Origin of the sequence: Cupriavidus sp. UBA2010 (assembly GCF_002335265.1) — a bacterium.
In the GTDB taxonomy this organism is placed as follows: Bacteria; Pseudomonadota; Gammaproteobacteria; order Burkholderiales; family Burkholderiaceae; genus Cupriavidus; species Cupriavidus metallidurans.
This window is the reverse complement of sequence record NZ_DDCI01000033.1, coordinates 361,021-386,407: the sequence shown is the minus strand read 5'-3', so window position 1 is coordinate 386,407 and position 25,387 is coordinate 361,021. Positions and strand designations below refer to the sequence as shown.

At 63.4% G+C, this 25,387-nt stretch carries 22 protein-coding genes; 6 read left to right on the top strand and 16 right to left on the bottom strand.

Annotation, left to right across the window (positions count from 1 at the left end):
- From B2246_RS25540 to rfbB, 6 genes are all read right to left on the bottom strand, one after another.
- On the bottom strand, window positions 1-1,119 hold the full coding sequence (locus B2246_RS25540; protein ID WP_035884746.1) for an MraY family glycosyltransferase: 1,119 nt from the start codon (window positions 1,117-1,119) through the stop codon (window positions 1-3).
- 12 nt (window positions 1,120-1,131) lie between these two features.
- Window positions 1,132-1,971 (bottom strand): glycosyltransferase, encoded by an 840-nt coding sequence (locus tag B2246_RS25535; protein WP_286881620.1) that lies wholly within the window; start codon window positions 1,969-1,971, stop codon window positions 1,132-1,134.
- 109 nt (window positions 1,972-2,080) lie between these two features.
- Window positions 2,081-2,632 (bottom strand): dTDP-4-dehydrorhamnose 3,5-epimerase, encoded by a 552-nt coding sequence (gene rfbC / locus B2246_RS25530; RefSeq protein ID WP_035884744.1) that lies wholly within the window; start codon window positions 2,630-2,632, stop codon window positions 2,081-2,083.
- Complete coding sequence (rfbA, locus tag B2246_RS25525; protein WP_035884743.1) at window positions 2,629-3,507, bottom strand: glucose-1-phosphate thymidylyltransferase RfbA; 879 nt, start codon at window positions 3,505-3,507, stop codon at window positions 2,629-2,631. The genes rfbC and rfbA overlap by 4 nt, the downstream gene beginning before the upstream one ends.
- Window positions 3,508-3,516: 9 nt before the next feature.
- Entirely contained in the window at window positions 3,517-4,434 is a 918-nt protein-coding gene (gene rfbD, locus B2246_RS25520; protein WP_035884742.1) for a dTDP-4-dehydrorhamnose reductase, read from the bottom strand.
- Window positions 4,424-5,488, bottom strand: coding sequence for a dTDP-glucose 4,6-dehydratase (gene rfbB / locus B2246_RS25515; protein ID WP_035884741.1), 1,065 nt, complete (start codon window positions 5,486-5,488; stop codon window positions 4,424-4,426). Before rfbB ends, rfbD begins: the two co-directional genes overlap by 11 nt.
- Window positions 5,489-5,745: 257 nt before the next feature.
- Between rfbB and B2246_RS25510 the strand changes: the two genes are divergently transcribed.
- On the top strand, window positions 5,746-6,594 hold the full coding sequence (locus tag B2246_RS25510) for a symmetrical bis(5'-nucleosyl)-tetraphosphatase (protein ID WP_035884740.1): 849 nt from the start codon (window positions 5,746-5,748) through the stop codon (window positions 6,592-6,594).
- A gap of 36 nt (window positions 6,595-6,630) precedes the next feature.
- On the opposite strand, the gene B2246_RS25505 is transcribed toward B2246_RS25510, so the two are convergent.
- The 7 genes from B2246_RS25505 to B2246_RS25475 all read right to left on the bottom strand — a co-directional run bounded on the left by B2246_RS25505 (window position 6,631) and on the right by B2246_RS25475 (window position 12,155).
- Window positions 6,631-7,446, bottom strand: a complete 816-nt coding sequence (locus tag B2246_RS25505) for a lysophospholipid acyltransferase family protein (RefSeq protein WP_035884739.1) — start codon at window positions 7,444-7,446, stop codon at window positions 6,631-6,633.
- 43 nt (window positions 7,447-7,489) lie between these two features.
- The gene (locus B2246_RS25500; RefSeq protein ID WP_035884738.1) at window positions 7,490-8,764 is read right to left on the bottom strand and encodes a dihydroorotase; all 1,275 of its coding nucleotides are present in this window, start codon (window positions 8,762-8,764) and stop codon (window positions 7,490-7,492) included.
- Between the two features lie 41 nt (window positions 8,765-8,805).
- The gene (locus B2246_RS25495; RefSeq protein WP_008646281.1) at window positions 8,806-9,777 is read right to left on the bottom strand and encodes an aspartate carbamoyltransferase catalytic subunit; all 972 of its coding nucleotides are present in this window, start codon (window positions 9,775-9,777) and stop codon (window positions 8,806-8,808) included.
- Window positions 9,778-9,827: 50 nt separating this feature from the next.
- Window positions 9,828-10,352, bottom strand: a complete 525-nt coding sequence (gene pyrR / locus B2246_RS25490) for a bifunctional pyr operon transcriptional regulator/uracil phosphoribosyltransferase PyrR (RefSeq protein WP_011517314.1) — start codon at window positions 10,350-10,352, stop codon at window positions 9,828-9,830.
- Window positions 10,349-10,786, bottom strand: a complete 438-nt coding sequence (gene ruvX, locus B2246_RS25485; protein WP_029307246.1) for a Holliday junction resolvase RuvX — start codon at window positions 10,784-10,786, stop codon at window positions 10,349-10,351. The genes pyrR and ruvX overlap by 4 nt, the downstream gene beginning before the upstream one ends.
- On the bottom strand, window positions 10,779-11,351 hold the full coding sequence (locus B2246_RS25480) for a YqgE/AlgH family protein (RefSeq protein WP_008646285.1): 573 nt from the start codon (window positions 11,349-11,351) through the stop codon (window positions 10,779-10,781). Before B2246_RS25480 ends, ruvX begins: the two co-directional genes overlap by 8 nt.
- Window positions 11,352-11,447: 96 nt before the next feature.
- Window positions 11,448-12,155: a pseudouridine synthase gene (locus B2246_RS25475; RefSeq protein ID WP_035884737.1), complete on the bottom strand. Its 708-nt coding sequence runs from the start codon at window positions 12,153-12,155 to the stop codon at window positions 11,448-11,450.
- A gap of 65 nt (window positions 12,156-12,220) precedes the next feature.
- Here B2246_RS25475 and B2246_RS25470 point away from each other — a divergent pair, with 65 nt between their 5' ends.
- Complete coding sequence (locus B2246_RS25470) at window positions 12,221-13,777, top strand: cryptochrome/photolyase family protein (RefSeq protein ID WP_035884736.1); 1,557 nt, start codon at window positions 12,221-12,223, stop codon at window positions 13,775-13,777.
- A 24-nt stretch (window positions 13,778-13,801) separates the two neighbouring features.
- On the opposite strand, the gene B2246_RS25465 is transcribed toward B2246_RS25470, so the two are convergent.
- The 3 genes from B2246_RS25465 to hemC are packed head-to-tail and all read right to left on the bottom strand — an operon-like array spanning window position 13,802 to window position 18,094.
- The gene (locus B2246_RS25465) at window positions 13,802-14,992 is read right to left on the bottom strand and encodes a heme biosynthesis protein HemY (RefSeq protein ID WP_024569046.1); all 1,191 of its coding nucleotides are present in this window, start codon (window positions 14,990-14,992) and stop codon (window positions 13,802-13,804) included.
- A gap of 5 nt (window positions 14,993-14,997) precedes the next feature.
- The gene (hemDX, locus tag B2246_RS25460; RefSeq protein ID WP_035884735.1) at window positions 14,998-17,079 is read right to left on the bottom strand and encodes a fused uroporphyrinogen-III synthase HemD/membrane protein HemX; all 2,082 of its coding nucleotides are present in this window, start codon (window positions 17,077-17,079) and stop codon (window positions 14,998-15,000) included.
- A gap of 10 nt (window positions 17,080-17,089) precedes the next feature.
- Window positions 17,090-18,094, bottom strand: a complete 1,005-nt coding sequence (gene hemC / locus B2246_RS25455; protein WP_035884734.1) for a hydroxymethylbilane synthase — start codon at window positions 18,092-18,094, stop codon at window positions 17,090-17,092.
- 124 nt (window positions 18,095-18,218) lie between these two features.
- On the opposite strand from hemC, the gene ppc reads away from it, so the two are divergent.
- The 4 genes from ppc to B2246_RS25435 all read left to right on the top strand — a co-directional run bounded on the left by ppc (window position 18,219) and on the right by B2246_RS25435 (window position 25,351).
- On the top strand, window positions 18,219-21,239 hold the full coding sequence (gene ppc / locus B2246_RS25450; RefSeq protein WP_035884733.1) for a phosphoenolpyruvate carboxylase: 3,021 nt from the start codon (window positions 18,219-18,221) through the stop codon (window positions 21,237-21,239).
- A 228-nt stretch (window positions 21,240-21,467) separates the two neighbouring features.
- Window positions 21,468-22,877 (top strand): argininosuccinate lyase, encoded by a 1,410-nt coding sequence (gene argH / locus B2246_RS25445; RefSeq protein ID WP_008646292.1) that lies wholly within the window; start codon window positions 21,468-21,470, stop codon window positions 22,875-22,877.
- A 207-nt stretch (window positions 22,878-23,084) separates the two neighbouring features.
- The gene (locus B2246_RS25440; protein WP_008646293.1) at window positions 23,085-23,627 is read left to right on the top strand and encodes a TRAP transporter small permease subunit; all 543 of its coding nucleotides are present in this window, start codon (window positions 23,085-23,087) and stop codon (window positions 23,625-23,627) included.
- The gene (locus B2246_RS25435; RefSeq protein ID WP_008646294.1) at window positions 23,627-25,351 is read left to right on the top strand and encodes a TRAP transporter large permease; all 1,725 of its coding nucleotides are present in this window, start codon (window positions 23,627-23,629) and stop codon (window positions 25,349-25,351) included. Before B2246_RS25440 ends, B2246_RS25435 begins: the two co-directional genes overlap by 1 nt.
- Window positions 25,352-25,387: the final 36 nt, after the last annotated feature.

Sequence of the window (25,387 nt, the reverse complement as noted above, 5' to 3'; positions counted from 1 at the left end):
TCAACCTCTATCCGATTTGCTGCTATTCCTTCTTACGATCATCCAGCGCGGCGACTGGAAGCGTACTATTCTCCAATAGAGCCACACGTATAGAACGATAAAAACAAGCACAAACGCCGGCAGCGCCAGCCGGTTACTCCAAAACAAAGTCGCCGGCAACACCGCAAGCAGACTGATCATCCACAGGTACGGGGATGTCATTGAATTTCTGCGCAAACGATGCCGGACATCCTTGCTGCCAACCGCCCAGCGCATCAGGCGCTGATAAATTAGCGTGTGCAAATGGACGCCATCCGGATAGCCAGCGGGCACTCCCTTAAGTACACGACGACGATAAATTGAAAATAACGTTTCAAATATCGGATAAATAACCATAAGCACTGGATACCATGCCGACACTTGAGAATTTCGCATAACCAAAAGTATGCTGCATTCAGCCAGAATAAAGCCAATGAAATAGGCCCCTCCATCACCCAGGAAGATGTGTCCAGCTGGAAAATTCCATATAAAGAACCCCAGGATGGCCCCTATCATCGCAAATGCCACGGTCAAGACAAGTGTATCGCCGACCTGAAACGCGACGTACGCTAGCGACACAAACATCATCATCGATACCATCGCGGCTAATCCGTTAAATCCATCGATGATATTGATGGCATTGGCTAGCCCGGCCACGGCCACAGTCGTTATTGCGATCGAAAGCAATGGAACGGCGAAAAACCAATCCAGAAGCGGCAAATCGATTCGGACAACACGCGCTCCAAGTAGGTACGCAGCTAGCAGCGCCGAAACCATCGTCGCGATCAGCCGATCTCTCGGCGTAACACGCTTCGTTAAATCTTCAACAAACCCAGCACTAAATGCAGGAATTGCTGTCACGAGCAATAAAGCGAATGAGTAGGAAACAGCAATGGACGCACGCAACCAAACTGCGACCACCACAGCCCACAGCGCTAGAAAAATCCCCAGTCCCCCAACACGCGGCACTGGCCGGGCATGGAACTTCTGTACCCCATTTAAATCCCAGTCTGCGGTCAAGTGCTCATGAAGCCTGGAGTAGCGAATCACCATCAATGTGATGGCGAACGAAACCACGAAAGCGATCGAAAGAGTCAGCATAGAGGTTCGGAACTATGCACGGCGCGATGTTTGAATGTGGTTCGCAGCTATTCGAGCTAGCACAGCCTGATTCAAGCGATCTCGCTCAACGTCCCGCCACCAACCGAAACGGGAAAAATAAAGGATTGCAGATCGGATATGCTCTTTGAGTAACCGGAATGAACGGTATGATCCTTGTCCGTGTTCATGAATGACGCTGGCTTGCGGCAAGAACACCAGCGATCCGTGACTAGCGGCTCGGCGGCAAATATCAACGTCTTCCAAATACATAAAATATCGTGAATCGAATCCCTCGATGGCAAGAAACGTCTTTGAGCAGAAGGCAAGGAATGCTCCCGACAGGCAGTCCACCTCGAGAGTACGGTCATAGCGGAATGCCTGCAATTCGTATTTGGCGTCCGCCGTAGCATAGAAGTAGCTGGGCATGAAGCGGCGAGCGAACAGATTCCACGGCGTCGGCAGTAATTTGCAGGACCGATACAAGTCGCCTTCCGGTGACATGATCTTCGGGCCCACCAGTACGACGTTGTCATGCCCCACAACATAGTCAGCCATGGCCTTTACGCTGCCGCGAGTCACCACGATATCCGGGTTCACCACCAGATGCACCGCTCCCCCGAGCCTTTCGATTGGCGCCAGGGCAAGATTGTGCCCACGACCAAAGCCGATGTTGCCGGGTGCATCAATGATCTGGACGGTGTCCGACGCCAGCGCCGCATAGTGCCCCTTCTGATCGGAGTTGTCGATCAGAAAGACTTGAACTGGATAATCGGCTTGCAACGAAGCGACGCACTCTCGAATCTGCTCAAGTGCGTTGTTGTAGAGCACAATTGACGCGGTGACGATATGCATGAACCTAAACTGGTTATGTTACGAGGGAACTGATGGCAGCTCCAGAACCGGCGGCCGACAGTGGTGCGGGCGATGCAACCGACTGGGGCAGGAGTTCCCCGGCTAAAAGTTATGCAAATAGCTCGGCTTCTACCAGACGTTTGGCACTCGCATCCTTGGCCGCTAGCGTCGGCATGCCATTCACCGGCCAGTGCACACCGATATCGGGATCGTCCCACGCAAGACTGCGCTCATGCTCTGCGTACCTATAGTCTGTCGTCTTATAGAGGAAATCCGCAGACTCCGATGTCACGACAAATCCATGCCCAAATCCTTCCGGAACCCAAAGTTGTCGCTTGTTTTCGGCCGACAGGCTGACGCCAACCCATTTGCCGAAGGTTGGAGAACTTCGCCGCAAATCCACTGCCACGTCAAAGACCTCGCCAGAAACCACACGTACAAGTTTCCCCTGAGGCTTCTGTATTTGGTAATGCAAGCCACGCAAGACGTTCCGTACCGAGCGCGAATGATTATCCTGAACGAAATTTCTTTTCAGCCCGGTGGCTTCTTCGAATACTCTGGCGTTGAAGCTCTCAAAAAAGAATCCCCTGTCGTCACCAAAAACTTTTGGCTCAAGAATTAGCACTTCGGGGATTGCGGTTAGTATTACATTGAGATTCATTTCACAGCATCCAGAATAATCTGATTGAGATATTTTCCGTAGCCATTCTTCGCCAGTGGTGCTGCTAGCTTCGCGACCTGCTCCGCGTCGATCCATTTGTTGCGATAGGCAATTTCCTCCGGACACGCCACCATCAGTCCCTGCCGATTCTGCAGTGTGGCAATGAAACTCGCCGCTTCAAGCAGGGAATCATGCGTACCGGTGTCCAGCCACGCGTAACCACGCCCCATGATTTCGACATCAAGCTGCCCCATGGCAAGGTAGCGCTTGTTCACATCGGTAATCTCGAGTTCGCCGCGGGCGGAAGGTCGGATGTCCGCGGCGATATCGCACACCTGGTTATCGTAGAAATAGAGCCCAGTAACGGCGTAGTTCGATCGCGGCTTGAGAGGTTTCTCCTCCAACGATAGCGCGCGGAAATTGTCGTCGAATTCCACGACGCCGTAGCGGTCCGGATCATGCACGTGATACGCAAAGACCGTGGCACCATTACCCTGCTTCGCCGCACGACCCAGCTGCGCCACGAGCTCATGTCCGTGGAAAATATTGTCGCCGAGTATCAGTGTCGACGGGTCATTCCCGACAAAATCCCGCCCAAGGATGAATGCCTGTGCAAGACCGTCCGGCGACGGCTGCACCGCATATTGAAGGTTGATGCCCCAGTTGCTTCCGTCTCCCAGCATGTCGGAGAAACGCGGGGTATCTTCGGGCGTCGATATAATCAAGATGTCACGAATCCCTGCCAGCATGAGCGTGGACAGCGGGTAGTAGATCATCGGCTTGTCGTAGACAGGCAGAAGCTGCTTCGACACCGATCGGGTAATCGGATAAAGCCGGGTACCGGAGCCACCGGCCAGAATGATGCCTTTACGCATGATGCGGTATCAGGAGAGGACTTGGTCAAGCAGGTGATGGACACCCTGCTGCCAGTCCGGAAGATGGATGTCGAACGTTTCGCGCAATTTGCGCGTGTCCAACCGCGAATTCGATGGCCGGGGTGCCGGCAGCGGGTAGGCCGTGGCGGGAATCGCTTCGATCGCCTCCGGCGCCACCTTGAGCGCCACGCCCTTGCTGGCGGCATAGCGCAAGACTTCCGACGCATAGCCATGCCATGATGTCTCGCCGGATGCCGCAAGGTGATAAATGCCAGCTGGGAATGCCGCGCGGTCGCCATGCAGCCAGGCACGGCTCACGATCTGTGCTGTCACGTCGGCGATCAATGCTGCCGTCGTGGGAGCGCCAAACTGATCCGCGATCACGCGCAAACTGTCGCGCTCGCATCCAAGCTTGAGCATCGTCTTGGCAAAGTTGCCACCGTGTACCCCGGCCACCCAGCATGTGCGGAGCACGATGGCCTGGCTGCCAGCCTCGGCGATCGCCTGCTCTCCTGCAAGCTTGCTCTTACCATATACCGAAAGCGGGCCCACGGCGTCTTCTTCCGAATAGGGCGTCGTACCCTCTCCACTAAAAACGTAGTCCGTGGAGTAATGCACGAGCAGGCTGCCCGCCGCGCGTGCCGCTTCGGCCAGCACGCCAGGTGCCACGCCATTGATGGCGAACGCGGCCTCCATCTCGGTCTCGGCTCGGTCGACGGCCGTGTAGGCCGCCGCGTTGACGATCACCTCGGGCCGTGTGTGGCGAACCACCTCGCGCAGGGCGGCCGGATTGGAGAGATCACATGCCGTGCGATCCAGCGCAACAACGCGGCCAAGGGGCGCCAGACTCCGGCGCAACTCAAATCCGACCTGACCGTTGCTTCCTGTTACAAGAATGGTGGAAATGTGCGGCGCCTTATGCTGCATATTGCTTCGCCACCCAGTTCCGGTAATCGCCCGAAACCACATCCTGCACCCACGGTTGATTATCGAGATACCACTGCACGGTCTTGCACAGACCGGTCTCGAACGTCTCTGCCGGTTTCCAGCCCAACTCGCGCTCGAGCTTGCGCGCATCGATGGCATAGCGGCGGTCGTGGCCGGGCCGATCCTTCACGAATGCGATCTGGTCGCGGTACGACCCCGCTGCCTTCGGCTTGAGGTCGTCCAGCAGGTCGCATAGCGTATGCACGACGTCCAGGTTGGTCTTCTCATTCCAGCCGCCCACGTTGTACGTTTCGCCCAGGCGGCCGCGCCCCAGCACTTCGCGGATTGCGCTGCAATGGTCGCGCACGTATAGCCAGTCGCGCACATTCTGGCCATCGCCGTACACTGGCAGCGGCTTTCCGGCGAGGGCATTGGTGATCATCAGCGGGATCAGCTTCTCGGGGAAGTGATACGGGCCGTAGTTGTTCGAGCAGTTCGTCGTCAGGACCGGCAACCCATAGGTGTGGTGATAGGCGCGGACGAGATGGTCGGATGCGGCTTTCGATGCCGAATACGGGCTGTTCGGCGCGTATGCCGTAGTCTCCGCGAATTGAGGATCCGCGGCACCGAGGGAGCCAAACACCTCATCAGTAGACACGTGCAGGAATCGGAAGCTGGCTTTGGCTGCGTCATCGAGACCGCTCCAGTAGCCACGCACCGCCTCCAGCAGCGTGAACGTGCCAACGATATTGGTCTGGATGAATTCTCCGGGCCCATGAATTGACCGATCAACATGACTTTCGGCCGCAAAGTGCACCACGGCACGCGGCTTGTATTCGCCCAGCAAACGGTCTAGGGCCGCACGATCGCAAATATCGGTCTGCGAGAAGATGTGACGGCCGTCACCCTCCAACGAGGCCAACGTTTTCAGATTGCCGGCGTACGTCAGCTTGTCGACGTTGACAATGCTGTCTGCACCCGGCTGGGCAAGCCAGTCGAGGACGAAATTAGCGCCGATGAACCCGGCCCCACCCGTGACAAGAATGTGCGACAAAATTTCTGTTCCCTGCTTATCGATATGTTTCGAGTGCCCGACAATAGCCGGGTGCCTGCCTGATCCAGTGGGGGATAGCGGCTTTTCTAAGTCCTCTTGGAAGTGGTGCTAGTCTATCTGACCACGCCCCCCAACCTTAGCGTGCCAGCCAACTTTTTGTAGCGTGTTGTAACGAATCGCCAAATCGGTTATTTGCTGGTATGAGAAGGCCTGTTTTGGCACTTCTTCGGCCTTCCTAATAATTGCGGCAATTCCCGATGCCTGTGAATCAGATCCTTTCAGACAGCGCTTTCGCCATTGGCGACCTCCAGGGCTGCACCCCATCCCTGCGTGAATTGCTTGCGCAAATACCCGCCGACGCCTCCTTGCGTTTCGTCGGCGATCTCGTCAATCGGGGCCCGGCCTCGCTGGAAACCTTGAGGGCCGTGAAAGGCTTGGCGCCCAGGGCACAGACCGTTCTTGGCAATCACGATATCCACCTGCTCGCCGTGGCAGCTGGCGTGCGCAAGAAGGGAAAGTCGGACACGCTCGACGACATCCTGAGCGCGCCGAATTGTGATGCGTTGCTCACCTGGTTGCGCCATCAGCCACTCGCTATCCTGGAGGACGGTTTCCTGATCGTCCACGCCGGCATACTGCCCCAATGGACGGCAAGTCAGGTCATCGACCTGGCGCAGGAAGTGGAAACCGCGCTTCAGGGCCCAAACTGGCAAGGTTTCCTGGCCGACATCTTCGGCAACGCGGCGGATCGTTGGGACGACGGCCTGCGGGGCATCGAGCGCCATCGGGTGGTCATCAACGCGCTGACCCGTCTGCGCTTTTGCTCCGCAGACGGCGTGATGGACCTGAAAACCAAGGAAGGGCTCGATGGTGCACCTGCCGGGGTCATGCCATGGTTCGACGTTCCTGGCCGGCGCACCAGAGACGTCACTGTCGTATGTGGCCACTGGTCGACACTTGGCCTCGTCATGCGCCCCAATCTGATGGCGCTCGATACCGGCTGTGTCTGGGGAGGCAAACTGACGGCAGCAAGACTGGCGCCCAATCCGCACGAGCGGACAGTCATCCAAGTCGATTGCCCGCAGTATTGTGATCCGCTTGCCTGACGATGAGACCCCGCCCTAGCGGGAAGGTCCGATGGTTCAGGACATGGCAGATGCGGGCTGCGCCTCCGGAAGCGCCGGCTGCTGCCACCGGCCTGCGGCGGCGGCCGCCTCCTCCTGCCTCCCAGCTACCAGTTGCGTCACGACCTCCCGCGCCGCCTCTGCCAGCTCCCGGCGTCCGGACTCCCCGGCAACCAACTGTGGCCCAATCACCAGCCGTGCCTTGATCTGCGGCGACTTCAGAATGGCATTCAGGCACTGCACCAGCGAAATATCGTCGATATATGCCGGAGCCAGCGTCGGTGTGCCTGTCGTAGCGTCCAGGTACGTCAGGCCCACCGGCTGCACGGGAAGATGGCCCGCCACCGGCGCCTGCATCAAGTTGGCGTGAAAGGGCAGCACCTTGCTGCCATCGGTGGTCGTACCCTCGGGAAACACACACACCAGATCGCCCTGCCGCATCACCTCGGTGATGTGATGCAGAACGCGGTGCGCATCGCGCCTGCGGGCGCGTTCGATAAAGATCGTGCCGGTTTTATCGCACAGCCAGCCGATCACGGGCCAGCTGCGGATCTCCGACTTGGCGACGAAGCGCACCGGTTGCCAGCTATGGATGACGTAGATGTCGAGCCACGAGATGTGGTTCGACACCAGCATCGCGCCATGCGGTGCCGGTTGGCCAGGCGCCAGCCCCTGCACTTCCACCTCAATTCCGCAGATGGCCAGGAGCTTGCGGGACCATGCGCGGATCAGACGTTCGCGCAGACTCGCGCTCGCCCACGGAAAGACAGTGGCGCAAACCAGCATTCCACGCAGCAGGTGAAATACCAGCCGCGCCTTGCGCAACCAGATCATCGTGAGGCCCCGGTTTTCCTAGAGGTGAGCTTGCCGGCGCTTGTCAGCGCTGTTCGTAGACGATCTGGCCGCAAATCAGCGTCGTGCGCACGCGGCCTTCCATCTCGTAGCCCATCCACGGCGAGTTCTTGCCCTGGCTCTTCAGCGCGCTGCGCTCCACCTTCCAGACCTGCTTCGGGTCGAAGACGCACACGTCCGCGGCACTGCCTGCGGTCAGCGATCCGGCGTTCAGGCCGATCACGCGCGCGGGTTCGCTGGTGATGCGGGCCAGCGCGCGCACCAGCGGCACCTTATGCTCGCTAGCCCAGCGCAGCGTCAACGGCAGCAGCAGTTCCAGGCCCGTGGCGCCCGGCGAGGCCTCAGCGAACGGCAGCAGCTTTTCGTCGTCGTCCACCGGAGTGTGGTCCGAGCAGAGTGCGTCGATCGTGCCGTCGGCCAGCGCCGCCACGATCGCGTCGCGATCGCGCGTGCTGCGCAGCGGCGGCGTGAAACGCATCTGGCTGTTGAAGAAGCCGATGTCCATGTCGGTCAGCGACACGTGATGGATGTTCACGTCGCAGGACACCGGCAGGCCTTCCTTGCGGGCCTGACGCACCAGTTCCAAACCCGCGGCCGACGACAGGCGGCACAGGTGCACGCGCGCGCCCGTGGCACGTATCAGTTCGAAGATCGTGTGCAGGCGCACGGTTTCCGCGATGACCGACACGCCGGACAGACCCAGGCGCGATGCGACCGCGCCGCTTGCGGCCACGCCCCCGCCCAGGAACGGGTCCTCGGGACGCAACCACAGCGTGAAGCCGAACGTCTGCGCATATTGCATCGCGCGCTGCAGCACCTTGGTATCGTGAATCGGTGCTTCGGCCTGGCTGAAACCGACGCAGCCAGCCTCGGTCAGCTGGCCCATCTCGGTCAGTGCCTCACCCTTCAGGCCGACGGTCAGCGCGCCCAGCGGGTACACGTGCGTCTGGTTCAGCTTGTGGGCGCGGAACTTGAGCATTTCCACCAGGCCCGGCTCGTCCAGCACCGGATCGGTGTCGGGCGGGCAGACCAGGCTCGTTACGCCGCCGGCAGTGGCTGCGGCCAGTTCGGACTCGAGCGTGGCCTTGTATTCATAGCCCGGCTCGCGCAGCCGGGCGGACAGGTCGACCAGCCCCGGGCACACGATCATGCCGCGGGCGTCGATGGTCTTGTTGGCATGGAAGTCAGCGGGCGCGCGGCCCACGCCGACAATCTTGCCGGCGGCGATGTACAGGTCCTGTTCGGCGTCGACGTTCGCGGCCGGGTCGATCAGGCGGCCACCCTGGATATGGATCTTCATGTTCTGTCGGTGTGTGCTGTTCGTTGTATCCGGGGTCCGGCTCAATCGTTATTACCCGCCACGATGCCCATCACGGCCATGCGTACGGCGATGCCGAACGTCACCTGGTTCAGGATCACCGATTGCGGACCGTCTGCCACGGCGGAGTCGATCTCCACGCCGCGGTTCATCGGGCCCGGGTGCATCACAATGGCATCAGGCTTGGCCAACGCCAGGCGCTCCGGGGTCAGACCGTAGGCCTTGAAGTACTCCTGCGCCGACGGCAGCAACGCGCCGGTCATCCGCTCGTTCTGCAGGCGCAGCATGATCACGACGTCCACGCCCTTCAGGCCCTCTTCCATGTTGTGGAAGACCCGCACACCCATCTGCTCCAGCCCGGACGGCAGCAGCGTGCGCGGCCCGATCGCGCGGACTTCCGGCACGCCCAGCGTGGTCAGCGCGTGGATGTCCGAGCGCGCCACGCGCGAGTGCAGGATGTCGCCGACGATCGCCACCGTCAGGTTCGTGAAGTCTTTCTTGAAATGCCGGATCGTGTACATGTCCAGCAGGCCCTGCGTCGGGTGCGCGTGGCGGCCATCGCCGGCGTTGATCACGTGCACGTGCGGCGCCACGTGTTCGGCGATCAGGTAAGGCGCGCCCGAGCTGGCGTGGCGCACCACGAACATGTCGGCCGACATCGCCGACAGGTTGTTGATCGTATCGAGCAGCGATTCGCCCTTGCTCGTGGACGACGCGTTGATATTCAGGTTCAGCACGTCCGCCGACAGCCGCTTGGCCGCGATCTCGAAGGTCGTGCGAGTCCGGGTGGAGTTCTCGAAGAACAGATTGAACACGCTCTTGCCGCGCAGCAGTGGCACCTTCTTGACCTCGCGGTCGGAGTCGGAGAGCGATACGAACTGGCTGGCGGTATCGAGGATGTGCGTGATCATGTCACGCGACAGCCCCTCGATCGACAGCAGGTGCTTCAGTTCGCCGTTCTTGGTGAGCTGCGGGTTGCGAAACGTCTTGGTCATGGCAGGTCGGGCGCGGGTTCTATCTGTGTGGTACTTGCGTGCTTGCGGGTTCAGCTACGGACTTCAGTGGCAAAGGCAAAGCGGGTGTCCGCACCCTCGCCCTGGCGCGACAGCACCAGGGTCTTGTCCTGGGGCAGCGCGACGGTAACAGCGGCAAATTCGGCGGCGATCGGCAACTCCCGGCCACCGCGATCGGCCAGCACGGCCAGCGCCACCCGGGCCGGACGGCCGTAATCGAACAGCTCGTTGACGGCGGCGCGAATCGTGCGGCCCGTGGCCAGCACGTCATCGATCAGCAGGATATTGCGGTCTTCCACCTCGAACGGGAGCGTGGTCGACTGCGCTTGGCTGTGCAGGCCCTTCTTGGCATAGTCGTCGCGGTGAAAGGCCACGTTGATCACGCCGTGCCCGCCCAGTTGCAGGTCGGACGCCAGCCGCTCGGCGATCCAGGCGCCTCCGGAGTAGATCCCCGCGACGGACCAGCGCGCACGCTCGCTGGAGGGCATCAGGGCCTGGGCCTGGTCGCGCAGCGCGTGATACAGCGCCTCGGCGTCGGGTGTAGAGGTCTGGGTCATAGCGGGAGTTCGTCGAAATACTGTTGCAGGATGATCCGGGCTGCCTCGGCATCGAGCGCGCCTCGCTTGGCGCCCGCCATGGCGGCGGCGCGCGAGGAGTAGCGTTCGTCCACCCATTCCACGGGCAGATTGAAGCGTCCATTCAACTGGTTGCCAAAGCGGCGCGCAAGCCGCATCGAGGGCTGTTCCTCGTCGTCGGGGCCGGCTTCCGGATTGACAGGCATCCCGACCACGAGTCGCACCGGCGTCCACTGGCGAATCAGTTCGCCAACGGCGTCGAAGCGGGCCTCGACCGTCACATTCGGAAGGATCGTAAGTGCGCTGGCTTGCCGGGTGATGAAATTACCGAGCGCCACGCCGATTTTTTTCTCGCCATAGTCGAAGGCAAGCACCGTGCCGTCGCGGGGCGTCTCGCGCCCCAGCTGGTCAGGCATGTCCCGCGTCACCCGAAAGCATCGAGATGTCGATGCCGAGCAGGCGAATGGCCGCTGCAAAACGTTCCTCGGGGGGCACGCTGAAAATGATCTCGGGATCGGCCTGGACGGTCAGCCAGCCATTGCGGCTCAGTTCGTCCTCAAGCTGGCCGGCGCCCCACCCCGCGTAACCGAGCGTGAGCAGGAACCGGTGCGGGCCGCTGCCGTTGGCCACGGCTTCGAGCACGTCCTTGGAGGTGGTCATTTCCAGCCCGCCGGGCACCGCCAGCGACGACACATAGATGCCGACCGGGTCATGCAGCACGAAGCCGCGTTCGGTCTGCACCGGGCCGCCGAAATAGACCGGCTGATGGGCAACTGGCTGGATTTCGAGCTTGAGATCGATCTTGTCGAAGAGCGTGGCCATGTCGATGTCGATCGGCCGGTTGATCACCAGGCCGAGCGCGCCGCGCTCGTTGTGCTCGCAAAGATAGACGACGGAACCTGAAAACGTCGGATCGGCCATGCCGGGCATGGCAATCAGGAACTGATTGGTGAGATTGATTGGAGCTTCGGACGTCGCCATGGCTTGCATTCTACCAAATCACCGCAGCGACTTCCCGTAAAACTTCGGCGTCCGGCGACATGCTGCAGTGCACCATTTGTTGCTGCCTCAACGCCCTCACCCGCGCAGCGCGGCCAGGTCTTCGGGCGTGAGCCAGCGCCATTCTCCGGGGCCCAGCGCGGGGTGGAGCACGAGCCCGCCGATCGCGCTGCGATGCAACGCGGTCACGTGGTTGCCCACCGCGGCGACCATCCGCTTGACCTGATGGTACTTGCCCTGCAGCAGCGTCAGACGCAGGCTGCGCTCGCCGGTCGCTTCGCACGCATCGGCGGCAATCGGCGCCGGTTCGTCGTCGAGCTTCACGCCAGTGCGCAACGCTTCCACCTGTTCCGGCGTAACCGGGTCGAAGGTCGTCACTTCGTAAATCTTCGGCACCTGCTTCTTCGGCGAGGTCTGGGCGTGGATGAACTGGCCGTCGTCGGTCAGCAGCAGCAATCCGGTGGTGTCGTGATCGAGCCGCCCCACAGCCTGGACCTCCCGCTGGCGCAGCGGTACCGGCAGCAGGTTGTACACACTTGGATGATGGCGCGGACGCTGGGAGCATTCGTAGCCCGTCGGCTTGTTCAGCATCACGTAGGCCTTGGTGCACGCCAGCCACTCCTCGCCGTCGACCATCAGGCGCAGCCCGTCCACCTCGAAACGCGCACCCGGGTCCTCGCAGAGTTCACCGTTGACCTCGACCAGCCCGGCTGCCACCAGATCGCCGCAATAGCGGCGGGTGCCGAAGCCTTGGGATTGCAGGATGCGGTCGAGTGTCGTGGCCATGGGAATATCTTTCTGCTGCTTGGATGGGACTGCTGGAGTTCCGGTTGCTATGTTAGGTTACGGCGATGTCTGGATCGCCCTCCCCCGAATCTGAAGCCGACGCCGCGCGCCTGCCTTACCGGATCGACCGGAATTTTACCCGCGGCCTGGTCTGGCTCCGGCGCGACTTGCGCGCCGATGACAACGCGGCGCTGCATTATGCCCTCAAGCACTGCCGGCAGGTATGGTGCGTGTTCGTGTTCGACCGGGAAATCCTGGCGCCGCTGCTGGCGCGGGGGCTGCATGCCGATCGCCGCGTCGAGTTTATCCTGCGTTCGCTGGAGCCATTGCGCCGGGCGCTGGAAGATTCGGGCGGCGGCCTGATCGTGCTCGACGGCACCGCGCGGCAGGCAATTCCGACGCTGGCCGCCGAGCTTGAAGTGGAGGCCGTCTTCGCCAACCATGATTACGAGCCGGCCGCCAACGATCGCGACGAAGCCGTGCGCCGGACACTAGCCGCCGACAGCCGGGTGCTGCTCACGTTCAAGGACCAGGTCATCTTCGAACGCGACGAGATCCTGACTGGCCAGGGCCGCCCCTTCAGCGTGTTCACGCCCTACAAGAACGCCTGGCTGCGCACGGTGCAGCCGTTCGACCTGCGGCCATATCCGATCGGGAAACACCTGGAAGCGATTGCACCTGTTCCACAACGGTACCGGGGGCAATTGCCGACGCTGGCCGACCTCGGTTTCACTGCCACCAACCTGGCTGGGATCGCCATGCCCACGGGCAGCGACGGCGCTCACGCGCTGTTCGACGAATTCCTGTCCCGCATTGGCGACTACGGCCGTCGGCGCGATTTTCCGGCCTTGCGGGGGCCAAGCTATCTCTCGGTTCACCTGCGCTTCGGCACGATCTCGATCCGCACACTCGCCCGCGCCGCGCATGACGCCATGCTGCGCGGCGGTGCTGCGAGCGAAGGCGCAGGCGTCTGGCTCTCGGAACTGATCTGGCGCGACTTCTATTTCATGATCCTGCATCACCATCCGCGCGTGGCGGAAGGTAAGTCGTTTCACGCCGAATACGATGCGCTGCGGTGGATCGCGCCGGCCACGGGCGACCGGTACTTCGCAGCCTGGTGCAACGCGCAGACCGGCTATCCGCTGATCGACGCAGCGATGCTCCAGATCCGCCAGAGCGGCTACATGCACAACCGCCTGCGCATGGTGACCGCTAGCTTCCTGGTCAAGGACCTGGGCGTGGATTGGCGCCGTGGCGAACAGTACTTCGCCGACCAGCTCAACGATTTCGACCTTGCCGCCAACAACGGCGGCTGGCAGTGGGCGGCCTCGACGGGTTGCGACGCGCAACCGTACTTCCGTATCTTCAATCCGGTCACGCAGTCCGAGAAATTCGATCCGCAGGGGCAGTTCATCCGGAAGTACCTGCCGATGCTGGCCGCGCTGCCCGACAGGTACATCCATGCGCCGTGGACGGCACCCAATGAGGTGCTACGGGCAGCGGGAGTGACACTTGGAAAAGACTATCCACGCCCGATCGTTCAGCACGATGTGGCGCGGAAGGAAGCGCTGGAGAGGTATGGCGTGGTGAAGGAGAAAACCCTCGGCAACCGGGACGTCTGAGATGCCTTGGACACCCGCGGCACGTCAAGCCGCCAGCATCGCACCTTCACGATAGTGCCGCTGCGCATCCTCGGCGCGGTCGGTTTCTTCGAACAGCCGCGCCAGCGCCAAATGCGCGCGAATGCAGATGCGGCGTTGCGCGTCGCGATCCGCATACTTCAGGGTGCGTTCGAAGTTCGATTGCGCCTTGCCCCAGAGCTGTTCGCCCAGGCACAGCACGCCAAGCGTGTAGTACAGGTCGGCATCGGTCGGGTGATCAACCAGCCATTTCTCGGCCTGCTGGATCTGCGGCAGCGCCTTGCCCGGCTCCGCGCAGTCGGCGTAGCGCTGCACCAGCCGGCTGTCCCAGTTGACCTTGAGTGCTTCCTCGACGATGCGGCGTGCCTCGTTCTGCTTGCCGAGCGACGAGAAGTAGCGCGCCCCCAGTTCGGCGATGCGCACCGCGTGGCGTTCATCGGCCGTCAGCGAGCGCCAGAAATGAAACAGCGCCTCGGCATCGTGGCGGCGCTCCTCGAGCATCGCTTCCACGGCCATCTGCTTCAGGCGCAACGCCAGCACCGGGTGCAGCGCGTTGCGCTTCTCCAGCGAGCGCGCCAGTCGCAGGACCTCGCTCCAGTTCTTCAGATGCTGATGCGCGCGCAGTGCAATACGCTGCACGTGGATCTGGCGGCCACCCTTTTCCTGCAACTGGGCGATCGTCGCCAAGGCACCTTCGGCGTCGCGCGCGTCGACCAGCAGTTCGGCCATCGAGACCAGTCGCGCCTGTTCGCGCTCGGGGTCGGTGACCTGCGCCATCCAGGCGTCGCGGCGTTCCGACTCCTGCATCCGGTGCGCGGCACGGGCGCCCACCAGCGCGGCGGTTTGCGCCTGCTCTGGCCACGCCTGGGCCTCGTGGGCAGCGCGTTCGGCACGGGCAAAACGTCCCGCGAACAGATTCTCGATCGACTCGCGCATGGCCGCCTGCGCCTTGCTCATGCGGCTGCGCTCGCGATAGGCGGCGGCACGCTTCGGCATCTCCGACAAGTGCCGGAAGGTCGAAAGCACCGTCCAGACGATGAAGAAGGCCAGTAGCAGCAGCGCCAGCGTCAGGTTCAGCGACATTTCCACCCGGTACGGCGGATAGAACAGCACCACATTGCTCTGGTTGAACTGTGTAAACAGTGCCAGGCCGACGGCGCCGCCGAATAAAACAGCTACCCAGAAAAGGAGTCGCATGGCGGCTACTCCTTCTTCAGGGCGTGCAGCGCGCCGAGGCTATCCGCCATCGTCGGCAGGGATACCGTCACCGCGCTGGCCTGGGCCTGCTTGAGCATCGTCAGCACGCCCTGCACACGGCGCGAACGGGTATCGCAATAGCGCGCGATCATGCCCTGCGCGGCGGCAAGGTCGTTCCGGAAGACCGGTTCGTTACGCGACAGTAACGCCAGCCGCGCATTGAGCAGGCGCAGCTTGATGTTCTCGCGCAGGAACCAGCCCTGGTCACCGGAGAGCAGCAGCGCGTTGGTGTCATCGACCTTGCGCACGCGGATCACCTGGCCAAGCTCGTCAAGTACGTACGTCCACAGTCGCGACACCATATTGCCACCCGTCGCGCTGGCAGCCGCGGGCGTCGAGGCGCCCTTCGGCGCGGCCGGTGCCGGCTTGTTGCCCTCGCCAGGCGTGCGGTCGAGCATCCGCTCGCCCGACAGCAGCGGCAATGAATCGATCTGGTTAATCGCCTCGTCAAGCTTGATCGCCGCCCCGGTCAGGTCGGTATCCGGCACGGCCTTCATCCGACCGATATCGCGCGCAATAGCGCGGCGAAGCTGGTTGTATTGGGGCTTGTCCGAGCGCGCCAGGCGCGCGTCGGCGCTTTGCAGCGCGGCCAGCGCCACCTGCACGTTGCCGGTGAGCTGAAGCTGCTGGCCGGCGTTGGTCAGCAACTGCTGGATTTCGGCGATTTCCCAGTCGTCGCGGTTGCGCATCAAGTCCTGATAGACCTGTTCCAGCGCGGCCTGCTTGTCGCGCGTCTCCGTGATTTGGCCGTCGAGCGCGCCCACCTTGCCCTGCAACGCCTTGACCGTTTCCTGCGCATCCCGCGACAGCACCCGCGTTTCCTGCACCAGCGTGTCCGCGCTCTGCTGGCGGCGCGCCAGTTCCTGGGTCAGATGCTCGACCCGCATCTGCAACCACCAGAAGCCCCCGGCAATGGCGACCACCAGCACGGCGACAAGCAGCCACCATGGACTCATTCGGCGCGCGGGTGCCACAAATGCGCCGGACATGCCGGAACTACCGGGGTTACCGCCCGGATTCGGCGAGGGGGACGTGGTGTCTGTCGTCACGCGTTCGACTTTGGTTGACGTGGGTTCCTTGGGTGCCATTGGCGCCGGTGTCGGCTCCGGTTCCGGCTGCACGACCACCGGAGCGGGTGCAGGCGATACGGGGGCGGGCGCTGGCGTGGCCGGCCCAGCATAGGCTTCGCCCCATTGCGTGCATGCGGCCAGCAGCCCGGCATCTCCGGGCGCGGCGGGCAGCACGTGGGCAAATCCCAGCGACTGAGCCTGCGCGGCAATTCTCGCATGTGGTGCGATGCACTGCATCTGCTTCAGACGTTCGTGTTCCTGAGGCGACAGATGCAAACGCGCCAGCCCGTCCAGGTTGCGAACGGCTTCCGAACTGGTCAGCAGCCACGCGTACGGCGGCGCATCGGGCTTGAGGCTGTCGCGCACGGCCTGCCATTGCATGCCGCTCGGCTCGGGCAGCGTGCGACTGTAGGCTTCCACGGCTTCGACGGTCGCGCCGGCGTCGCGCAGACGATCGGCCAGCCATTCGCGCCCGCCGCTGCCGCGGATGATCAGGACCTTGCGGCCGGCAAACGCGCCCGGCGAGGTGTCGAGTTCGGACCAGAGCGCCTCTGAATCGAAGCGCGCTGCGTCGCCGGCCGTGTCATTGCCCTGCGCGCCAGCAGGCGCGATCACGCGATACGCGGACGGGGCGATACCCCGTTCCGCCAGCGCGATCACGCTCGATGGCCCCACCACGGCCACCGGCACGCTTTCCGGCCACCGGGCTCCGCCCGGGGCGTTCTGGACCTGGGCAAGGGTGTTCAATCCGTAGGACACCGCGTTCGGGCTCACGAACACCACCAGCGCGTAGTCCTCGATCCGGCCAAGCTCGGCGCGCAGCGGCACGTCATCGGCCGCGGGCCCGATCGCCAGCAGCGGAAAACTGAGCACGTCGAGACCCGCGGCCTGTAACGCTTCGGTCAGTTGCCGGGACTGCCCGGCGGGTCGTGTTACTACGACGGTCGGGCGAGGCATTGCGGGTTCCTCAAGCAGGTCCGGCGGCGGAGTCCGTGGAAAGCGCGGCCAGCACGCCGTCCGCGCCCTGGGCCAGCAGATCGCCGGCGACGGCGGTTCCGATCGCTTCGGCGTCGGCTACCGTGGCGACGGGTCCCGTGGCATGGGCACGCACCTGACGCGAACCGTCGGGCAGCGCCACGAAGGCGTCGAGTTGAAGACTGGCGTCACGCCAGCGCGCGTGCGCGGCCAGCGGCACCTGGCACGAGCCGCCCAGGCGGCGCGAGACGGCCCGTTCGGCCGATACGGCGAGCAGCGTGGGCAGATGGTTCAGCGGTGCCAGCCATTCGGCCAGTTCAGAACGATCCGCACGGATCTCGATGCCCAGGGCGCCCTGTCCGGCCGCCGGCAGCGAGCTTTCCGGCGCGATCAGCGCACGGATGCGATCACCCAGGCCCAGTCGTTTGAGCCCGGCCGCAGCCAGGATGATGGCGCCGTACTCGCCACGGTCCAGCTTGCCCAGGCGCGTGTCCAGATTTCCCCGGAGTGGCTTGATCACCAGATGCGGAAAGCGACTGCGCAGCGCGGCTTCGCGGCGCAGGCTCGAAGTGCCCACCACGGTTCCGGCCGGCATCTCTTCGAGCGAGGCGAATTGCGCCGAAACCAGCGCATCGCGCGGGTCCTCGCGCTCCATCACCGCCGTCAGCGTGAAGCCTTCGGGCAGCTCCATCGGCACATCCTTGAGCGAGTGAACGGCCAAGTCGGCGCGTCCCTCGGACATGGCGACCTCCAGCTCCTTCACGAACAGGCCCTTGCCGCCTACCTTGGACAAGGTCCTATCGAGAATTTGATCACCCCTTGTCGTCATGCCGAGAATGGACACATCGCAGGAGGGATAGTATTGTTGCAACGCAGCACGAACATGTTCAGCCTGCCACATCGCCAGCCGGCTTTCGCGCGAGGCGATGACCAGCTTGTGCGGCATGCTGCTTGACACTGCAGCGGACGAAGAAGACGGATTGGCGGGTGCTTGCATCCGCGCATGTTAGCACGCAGGCTGGTAGCCTCAGGCCCCTGATAAGCCGTAAAAGTACGATCCGGCAAGGCTTTGCGGCCGGTCAATATAGAAAAGCTACGAAGCGATAAAGAGGAGATTGTTGATGACGCAGCCTGCTGCGCGCCCCACCGGCCGTTCACGCTCTACCGGCCGCAAGTCTGTTACGCCAGCCTCAGGCCAGCTTGACCCCGAAGGCGCATCCCCCAAGACCCCGAAAGCCACGAAAGCCCGCTCCAAAGCGGCAGCCAGGCCCAAGCTCGCTGTCGTGACGGCGGAGGGCGCCGCCGCGGCCGCCACTACCCCCGCCCGCCGCACCGCCGACAAGGACCTGCCGCTGCGCGAGGACATCCGCTTCCTCGGCCGTCTGCTGGGCGACTGCGTGCGCGAGCAGGAAGGCGATGCCGCCTTCGACCTGGTCGAGACGATTCGCCAGACCGCCGTGCGCTTCCGGCGCGAGAACGACCGCGCCGCCGGCACCGAACTAGACCGCCTGCTGAAACGCCTGTCGCGCGACCAGACCAATTCGGTGGTGCGCGCCTTCAGCTACTTCTCGCATCTGGCCAATATCGCCGAAGACCAACACCACAACCGCCGCCGCCGGGTGCACGCACTGGCCGGATCTCCGCCGCAGCCGGGCAGTCTGGCGCGCGCGCTGCAGGCCATTGACGCCGCCGGCGTGACTGGTAAGCAACTTCGAGAATTCCTCGACGACGCGCTGATCGTGCCGGTGCTGACCGCGCACCCGACCGAAGTCCAGCGCAAGAGCATCCTGGACGCGGAGCGCGAGATCGCCCGCCTGCTGGCCGAGCGCGACCTGCCGATGACCGCCCGCGAGCGCGACCACAACACGGCCCAGCTCCGCGCGCGCGTGACCACGCTGTGGCAGACCCGCATGTTGCGGAACACGCGCTTGATGGTGGTCGATGAAATCGAGAACGCACTCTCGTACTACCGCACCACGTTCCTCCAGGGAATTCCGCGCCTGATGGCCGAGCTGGAGGAAGACATCGCCGAAGTCTTCCCGCGCCGTTCCAAGACCGGCACCACGCCCGCGCCGCTGGCGCCGTTCCTGCAGATGGGCTCGTGGATCGGCGGCGACCGCGACGGCAACCCCAACGTCACGGCCGAAACCCTCGAGCACGCGGCGCGCCAGCAAGCCACCCTGCTGTTCGACTGGTACCTCGATGAACTGCACGCGCTGGGCGCCGAGCTGCCGCTGTCGTCGCTGATGGTCGATGCCAGCCCCGAACTGCTGGCGCTGGCCGAAGCCTCGCCGGACCACTCCGAACACCGTGCGGACGAACCCTACCGCCGCGCGCTGATCGGTATGTACGCGCGCCTGGCCGCCACCTCGCAGTTGCTGACTGGCCATGTCGCGCAACGCCATCCGGTGGCCGACGTCGCTCCCTACGAGAACGCCGAAGCATTCGCAGCCGACGTGCAGATCGTGGTCGATTCGCTACGCACCCATCATGGCGAGGCGTTGGCGCGCGGCCGCGTCGACGCGCTGGTGCGCGCGATCGCGGTCTTCGGCTTCCACCTGGCCTCGATCGACATGCGTCAGGTATCTGACGTGCACGAGGCCGTGATCGCCGAACTGTTCGCGACGGCCGGCATCGAGTCCGACTACGCTGCGCTGCCGGAAGCACGCAAGCTGGAACTGCTGCTGGCCGAACTGCGCCAGCCGCGCCTGCTGACGCTGCCGTGGCACGACTACTCGGAACAGACATGCAGCGAACTGGCGATCTTCGCGATGGCCCGCGACCTGCGCGCCCGCTATGGCGCCCGCATCGCGCGCAACTACATCATCTCGCACACCGAGACGCTGTCCGACCTGATCGAGGTGATGCTGCTGCAGAAGGAAGCCGGCATGTTGCGCGGCACGCTGGGCAGCAAGACCGATCCGGCGCGCATGGAGCTGATGGTCATCCCGCTGTTCGAGACCATCGAGGATTTGCGCAATGCGGCCGGCATCATGGAGTCGCTGCTGGATCTGCCGGGCTTCGATTCGGTGATCGCCCACCATGGCGTCGAGCAGGAAGTGATGCTCGGCTATTCGGATTCGAACAAGGATGGCGGCTTCCTGACGTCGAACTGGGAGCTCTACAAGGCCGAACTGGCGCTGGTGAAACTGTTCGAGGAACGCCGCGTGAAGCTGCGCCTGTTCCATGGCCGGGGCGGCACGGTGGGTCGCGGCGGTGGCCCGACCTATCAGGCCATCCTGTCGCAGCCACCCGGCACCGTGAACGGCCAGATCCGCCTGACGGAACAGGGCGAAATCATCAACAGCAAGTTCGCGAATGCCGAGATCGGCCGGCGCAACCTGGAAACGGTGATCGCTGCCACGCTGGAAGCATCGCTGCTGCCCACCCAGAACGCGCCGAAGGACCTGGCGACGTTCGAAGGCGTCATGCAGCAGCTGTCCGACCATGCGTTCTCCGCGTACCGTGACCTGGTCTACGAGACCCCGGGCTTCAAGGACTACTTCTTCGCCACGACCCCGATCACCGAAATCGCGGACCTGAACCTCGGGTCGCGGCCGGCATCGCGCAAGCTGATGGACAAGAAGCACCGCCGCATCGAAGACCTGCGGGCGATTCCATGGGGCTTCTCGTGGGGCCAGTGCCGTCTGCTGCTGCCGGGCTGGTTCGGCTTCGGCAGTGCCGTGCAGGCCCTGCTGGACGCCGCGCCGGACGAGAAGTCGCGCAAGGCCACGGTGGCCACGCTGAAGCGGATGGTGAAGTCGTGGCCGTTCTTCAGCACGCTGCTGTCGAACATGGATATGGTGCTGGCCAAGACCGACCTGGCCGTGGCGTCGCGCTACGCGGGGCTGTGCGAGGACACCGCGCTGCGCAAGGCCGTGTTCTCACGCATCAGCGCCGAATGGCACCTGACCAGTGACATGCTCGGCCTGATCACTGGCCGGCAGGAACGACTGGCTGACAACCCGCTGCTGGCGCGCTCGATCAAGAACCGCTTTGCCTACCTGGATCCGCTGAACCACCTGCAGGTGGAGCTGCTCAAACGGTATCGGGCCGGCAAGGATGGCGACGACGTGCGCGTGCGACGCGGGATCCACCTGACGATCAACGGGGTGGCGGCCGGGTTGCGTAATAGCGGTTAATCCGTCGCTGACATGTGCCGTATTCGCCGGTTTTCTCCCTTCTCTCGCTGGCGGGAGAAGGGGCGGGGGAGAGGGAGCGGCGGCCCTGAATGCGGCTAACGTGCCTTGCACGGCCTGCCCTCTCCCCTGACCCCTCTCCCACGTGCGGGAGAGGGGAACCGGTCCGCAGCAGTTCTGCCCGCCTCTGGCGATATAATCGCCGTTTCCGATTTTCCGCCCTGCCCCGCCATGACCTCCCAACTAGCCAAGAAAGGCGAAGCCTGGTCCGCCCGCTTCTCCGAACCGATGTCCGATCTGGTGAAGCGTTACACCGCGTCGGTCTTCTTCGACAAGCGCCTGGCGCTGTTCGATATCCAGGGCTCGCTGGCCCATGCGGCCATGCTGGCAAAGCAGGGCATCATCGCCGAAGCCGACCGCGCCGAGATCGAGCGCGGCATGACGCAGATCCGCGGTGAGATCGAGTCCGGCGCGTTCGAGTGGAAGCTGGACCTCGAAGACGTGCACCTGAACATCGAAGCGCGCCTGACCGCCCTGGTGGGCGATGCCGGCAAGCGCCTGCACACGGGCCGTTCGCGTAACGACCAGGTGGCCACCGACATCCGCCTGTGGCTGCGCAGCGAGATCGACAGCATCGTCGGCCTGCTGGGCGATCTGCGCGGCGCGCTGCTCGACCTAGCCGAGAAGAACGCCGACACGATCCTGCCCGGCTTCACCCACCTGCAGGTGGCCCAGCCGGTCACGTTCGGCCATCACCTCATGGCCTATGTGGAAATGTTTACGCGCGATGCCGAGCGCATGGCCGATTGCCGCCGCCGCGTGAATCGCCTGCCGCTGGGTGCCGCCGCGCTGGCCGGCACCAGCTATCCGATCGACCGCGAGTTCGTGGCCGCGCAACTGGGCTTTGACGGCGTGTGCCGCAACTCGCTCGACGCCGTGTCCGACCGCGACTTCGCAATCGAATTCCTGGCTGCCGCGTCGCTGATCATGACGCACGTCTCGCGCTTCTCTGAAGAACTGGTGATCTGGATGAGCCCGCGCGTCGGCTTCATCGACATCGCCGACCGCTTCTGCACCGGCAGCTCGATCATGCCGCAGAAGAAGAACCCGGACGTGCCCGAACTGGCCCGCGGCAAGACTGGCCGCGTGTACGGCCACCTGACCGGTCTGCTGACGCTGATGAAGGGCCAGCCGCTGGCGTACAACAAGGACAACCAGGAAGACAAGGAGCCGCTGTTCGATACGGTCGATACCGTGGTCGATACGCTGCGCATCTTCGCCGACATGGTGCCCGGCATCAGCGTCAAGCCGGACAACATGCGCGCCGCCGCGCTGCAGGGCTACGCCACCGCCACCGACCTGGCCGATTACCTGGTCAAGCGCGGCCTGCCGTTCCGCGACGCGCACGAGGCCGTGGCCCACGCCGTGCGCGCCTGCGACGACCGCCACTGCGACCTGGCCGACCTGACCGTCGAGCAACTGCGCGAAGTCTCGGGTCTGGGCGACAAGGCCTCGCTGATTGGCGACGACGTACACAGCGTGCTGACGCTCGAAGGCTCGGTGGCATCGCGCAACCATATCGGCGGCACCGCGCCGGATCAGGTACGCGCCGCCATCGCCGCCGCACGCAAGGCGCTGTAAGTTTCGCGTAAGTCTCTGTCGTAAAAAAGCCGCTGTGCCGTCAGGCCAGCGGCTTTTTTGTTTCCGGTTTTCTCCGCCCGGCCAAGCGCGGGAAAGGACAGAAAGAGAAGAAAACCCACGCCATGTCCGCCTGTTAGGACAATCCCCTAGCGCCCTTACAAATTGTGACAGATACACTATTTGGCGCAAAAACCGGGGAGACAACCCATGAATTACTTGCTTGGTCTGTCACGACAGATCGACAGGTTGAATCAGCATACGGGCAGGCTTGCAAACATCATGATCCTGCTGTCGTGTCTGATCAGCGCAGGTAACGCCCTGCTCCGCTACGGCTTCAACCTCAGCGACAACTGGCCACTGGAGTTGCAGTGGTACATGTTTGCCATCGCCGTCATGTTCGGCGCGTCGTACACGTTCCAGCGCAATGAGCACGTGCGTGTGGATCTGATCTACGGCAGCGTGTCCGAGCGTGCGCAGCACTGGATCGACATCTTCGGCATCGTCGTTTTCCTGCTGCCCTCCACGATCCTGTTCACGTGGCTGTCGTGGGAATCGCTGTTCCTGCCTTCGTGGCGCATCCTCGAGCAATCGGGCAATTCGGGCGGCCTGCCCCGTTATCCGATCAAGCTCGTCGTGCCCATCGGCTTTGCCCTGCTCACGCTGCAGGGGATTTCCGAACTGATCAAGCGCTTCGCCGCCCTGCAGGGCCTGCTGCGCATCGAATCGAAATACGAAAGGCCGGTGCAATAATGATTCCATTGGAATATATGCCGCCGCTCATGTTCGGCGGCCTGGTGGTATTTATGCTGATCGGGTTCCCGGTCGCATTCTCGCTGTCGGCCGTGGGTCTGGCCTTCGGCTTCCTGGCCATCGAATGGGGCTACTTCCCCGTGCAGTTCCTGCAGGCCGTGCCGAGCCGCGTGTTCGGAAGCGTGCTGTCCAACGAACTGCTGCTGGCGATTCCGTTCTTCACCTTCATGGGCGCGATCCTGGAGAAATGCGGACTCGCGGAGGACATGCTCGACTCGATGGGCCAGTTGTTCGGCCCGGTTCGTGGCGGCCTGGGTTACTCGGTCATCATCGTCGGCTTCATCCTGGGCGCGATCACCGGCACGGTGGCGGCGCAGGTGATCGCCATGGCGATGATCTCGCTGCCCGTGATGATGCGCTACCGCTACAACATGAAGTACGCCACGGGCGTGCTGGCCGCATCGGGCACGATCACGCAGCTGGTGCCGCCGTCGCTGGTGCTGGTGGTGCTGGCCGACCAGTTGAAGACCCCGGCCGGTAGCGCCGACGTCGGCAGCATGTACCTGGGCGCCTGGGGCCCGTCGGTGATCCAGATCGCGCTGTTCGCGCTCTACACCTTCGTGCTGACCCGCATCAAGCCAGACTGGCTGCCGCCGGTGCCGGAAGAAGCGCGCACGCTGCGCGGCTGGGCGCTGTGGCGCACGTGCCTGCGCGGCATCATCCCCTGCGCCGTGCTGATCTTCCTGGTGCTCGGCACGATCATGCTTGGCATTGCCACGCCGACCGAGTCCGGAGCGATGGGCGCGGTTGGCGCGCTGGTGCTGGCCGTGATCCGCGACAAGGGCTTCAACAAGATCGACCGCAACATCTATCGGCTGGGCCTGTTGGCAACGCTGGTGGCCGCCGCGGTGGGCGTCTTCGCGTTCGGCTCCCATGCGTTCCGCATCCCGCTGGCGATTGCCTACCTTGTGGTGTTGTGGCTCCTGATCCGCGCCGGCCAGCTTACCGACCTGCGGCTGCTGATCGTGGATGCCTACCAGTCCACCGCGCGCATCACCGCCATGGTCGTGTTCATCCTGATCGGCTCCACCTGCTTCTCGGTGGTGTTCCAGGGCGTGGACGGCGGCGCATGGGTGGAACACCTGTTCACCTCGCTACCGGGCGGCTGGATCGGCTTCCTGATCGTGGTGAACCTGTTCATCTTCTTCCTGGCGTTTTTCCTCGACTTCTTCGAGATCGCGTTCATCGTCGTGCCGATGCTGGCGCCGGTTGCGGTCAAGGTGCTGGCCCCGGTGGTAGCCGATTCGATGGGCGGCAACCCCGAAGCCGCCGCCACGGCCGCGCTGGTCTGGTTCGGCGTGATGCTGTGCGTGAACATGCAGACGTCGTTCATGCACCCGCCGTTCGGCTTCGCGCTGTTCTACCTGCGCGGCATCGCCCCGAAGGAAGTCAAGAGCTCGGACATCTACTGGGGTGCCCTGCCGTGGGTGGGCCTGCAGCTCGTCATGGTGCTGCTGGTGATGTTCTGGCCGGGCATGGTGACTGGCCTGCTCGACAAGGGATCGCTCAAACACAGTAATTCCGCCGAGGTCAGTATCCCGCTTGGCGGACAGGACGATGGCAAGCCCGGGGGGGCGTCCTCGCCCGGCACGCTGGAGTTGCCGAGCGGCGGCGACTCGAGTGAACCGGTGGCGCCTTCGTTCCAGTTCGAGAAAAGCAAGTAACTGGATTGAAGTGGGGTTGGAGGGTGATGCGCTGAC

Bases quoted from the DNA above. Each gene is read 5' to 3' on its own strand.
- B2246_RS25540 (WP_035884746.1), bottom strand. From the start codon at position 1,119: ATGCTGACTCTTTCGATCGCTTTCGTGGTTTCGTTCGCCATCACATTG.
- B2246_RS25535 (WP_286881620.1), bottom strand. From the start codon at position 1,971: ATGCATATCGTCACCGCGTCAATTGTGCTCTACAACAACGCACTTGAG.
- rfbC (WP_035884744.1), bottom strand. From the start codon at position 2,632: ATGAATCTCAATGTAATACTAACCGCAATCCCCGAAGTGCTAATTCTT.
- rfbA (WP_035884743.1), bottom strand. From the start codon at position 3,507: ATGCGTAAAGGCATCATTCTGGCCGGTGGCTCCGGTACCCGGCTTTAT.
- rfbD (WP_035884742.1), bottom strand. From the start codon at position 4,434: ATGCAGCATAAGGCGCCGCACATTTCCACCATTCTTGTAACAGGAAGC.
- B2246_RS25510 (WP_035884740.1), top strand. From the start codon at position 5,746: ATGCCTGTGAATCAGATCCTTTCAGACAGCGCTTTCGCCATTGGCGAC.
- B2246_RS25505 (WP_035884739.1), bottom strand. From the start codon at position 7,446: ATGATCTGGTTGCGCAAGGCGCGGCTGGTATTTCACCTGCTGCGTGGA.
- B2246_RS25500 (WP_035884738.1), bottom strand. From the start codon at position 8,764: ATGAAGATCCATATCCAGGGTGGCCGCCTGATCGACCCGGCCGCGAAC.
- B2246_RS25495 (WP_008646281.1), bottom strand. From the start codon at position 9,777: ATGACCAAGACGTTTCGCAACCCGCAGCTCACCAAGAACGGCGAACTG.
- pyrR (WP_011517314.1), bottom strand. From the start codon at position 10,352: ATGACCCAGACCTCTACACCCGACGCCGAGGCGCTGTATCACGCGCTG.
- ruvX (WP_029307246.1), bottom strand. From the start codon at position 10,786: ATGCCTGACCAGCTGGGGCGCGAGACGCCCCGCGACGGCACGGTGCTT.
- B2246_RS25480 (WP_008646285.1), bottom strand. From the start codon at position 11,351: ATGGCGACGTCCGAAGCTCCAATCAATCTCACCAATCAGTTCCTGATT.
- B2246_RS25475 (WP_035884737.1), bottom strand. From the start codon at position 12,155: ATGGCCACGACACTCGACCGCATCCTGCAATCCCAAGGCTTCGGCACC.
- B2246_RS25470 (WP_035884736.1), top strand. From the start codon at position 12,221: ATGTCTGGATCGCCCTCCCCCGAATCTGAAGCCGACGCCGCGCGCCTG.
- B2246_RS25465 (WP_024569046.1), bottom strand. From the start codon at position 14,992: ATGCGACTCCTTTTCTGGGTAGCTGTTTTATTCGGCGGCGCCGTCGGC.
- hemDX (WP_035884735.1), bottom strand. From the start codon at position 17,079: ATGCCTCGCCCGACCGTCGTAGTAACACGACCCGCCGGGCAGTCCCGG.
- hemC (WP_035884734.1), bottom strand. From the start codon at position 18,094: ATGCAAGCACCCGCCAATCCGTCTTCTTCGTCCGCTGCAGTGTCAAGC.
- ppc (WP_035884733.1), top strand. From the start codon at position 18,219: ATGACGCAGCCTGCTGCGCGCCCCACCGGCCGTTCACGCTCTACCGGC.
- argH (WP_008646292.1), top strand. From the start codon at position 21,468: ATGACCTCCCAACTAGCCAAGAAAGGCGAAGCCTGGTCCGCCCGCTTC.
- B2246_RS25440 (WP_008646293.1), top strand. From the start codon at position 23,085: ATGAATTACTTGCTTGGTCTGTCACGACAGATCGACAGGTTGAATCAG.
- B2246_RS25435 (WP_008646294.1), top strand. From the start codon at position 23,627: ATGATTCCATTGGAATATATGCCGCCGCTCATGTTCGGCGGCCTGGTG.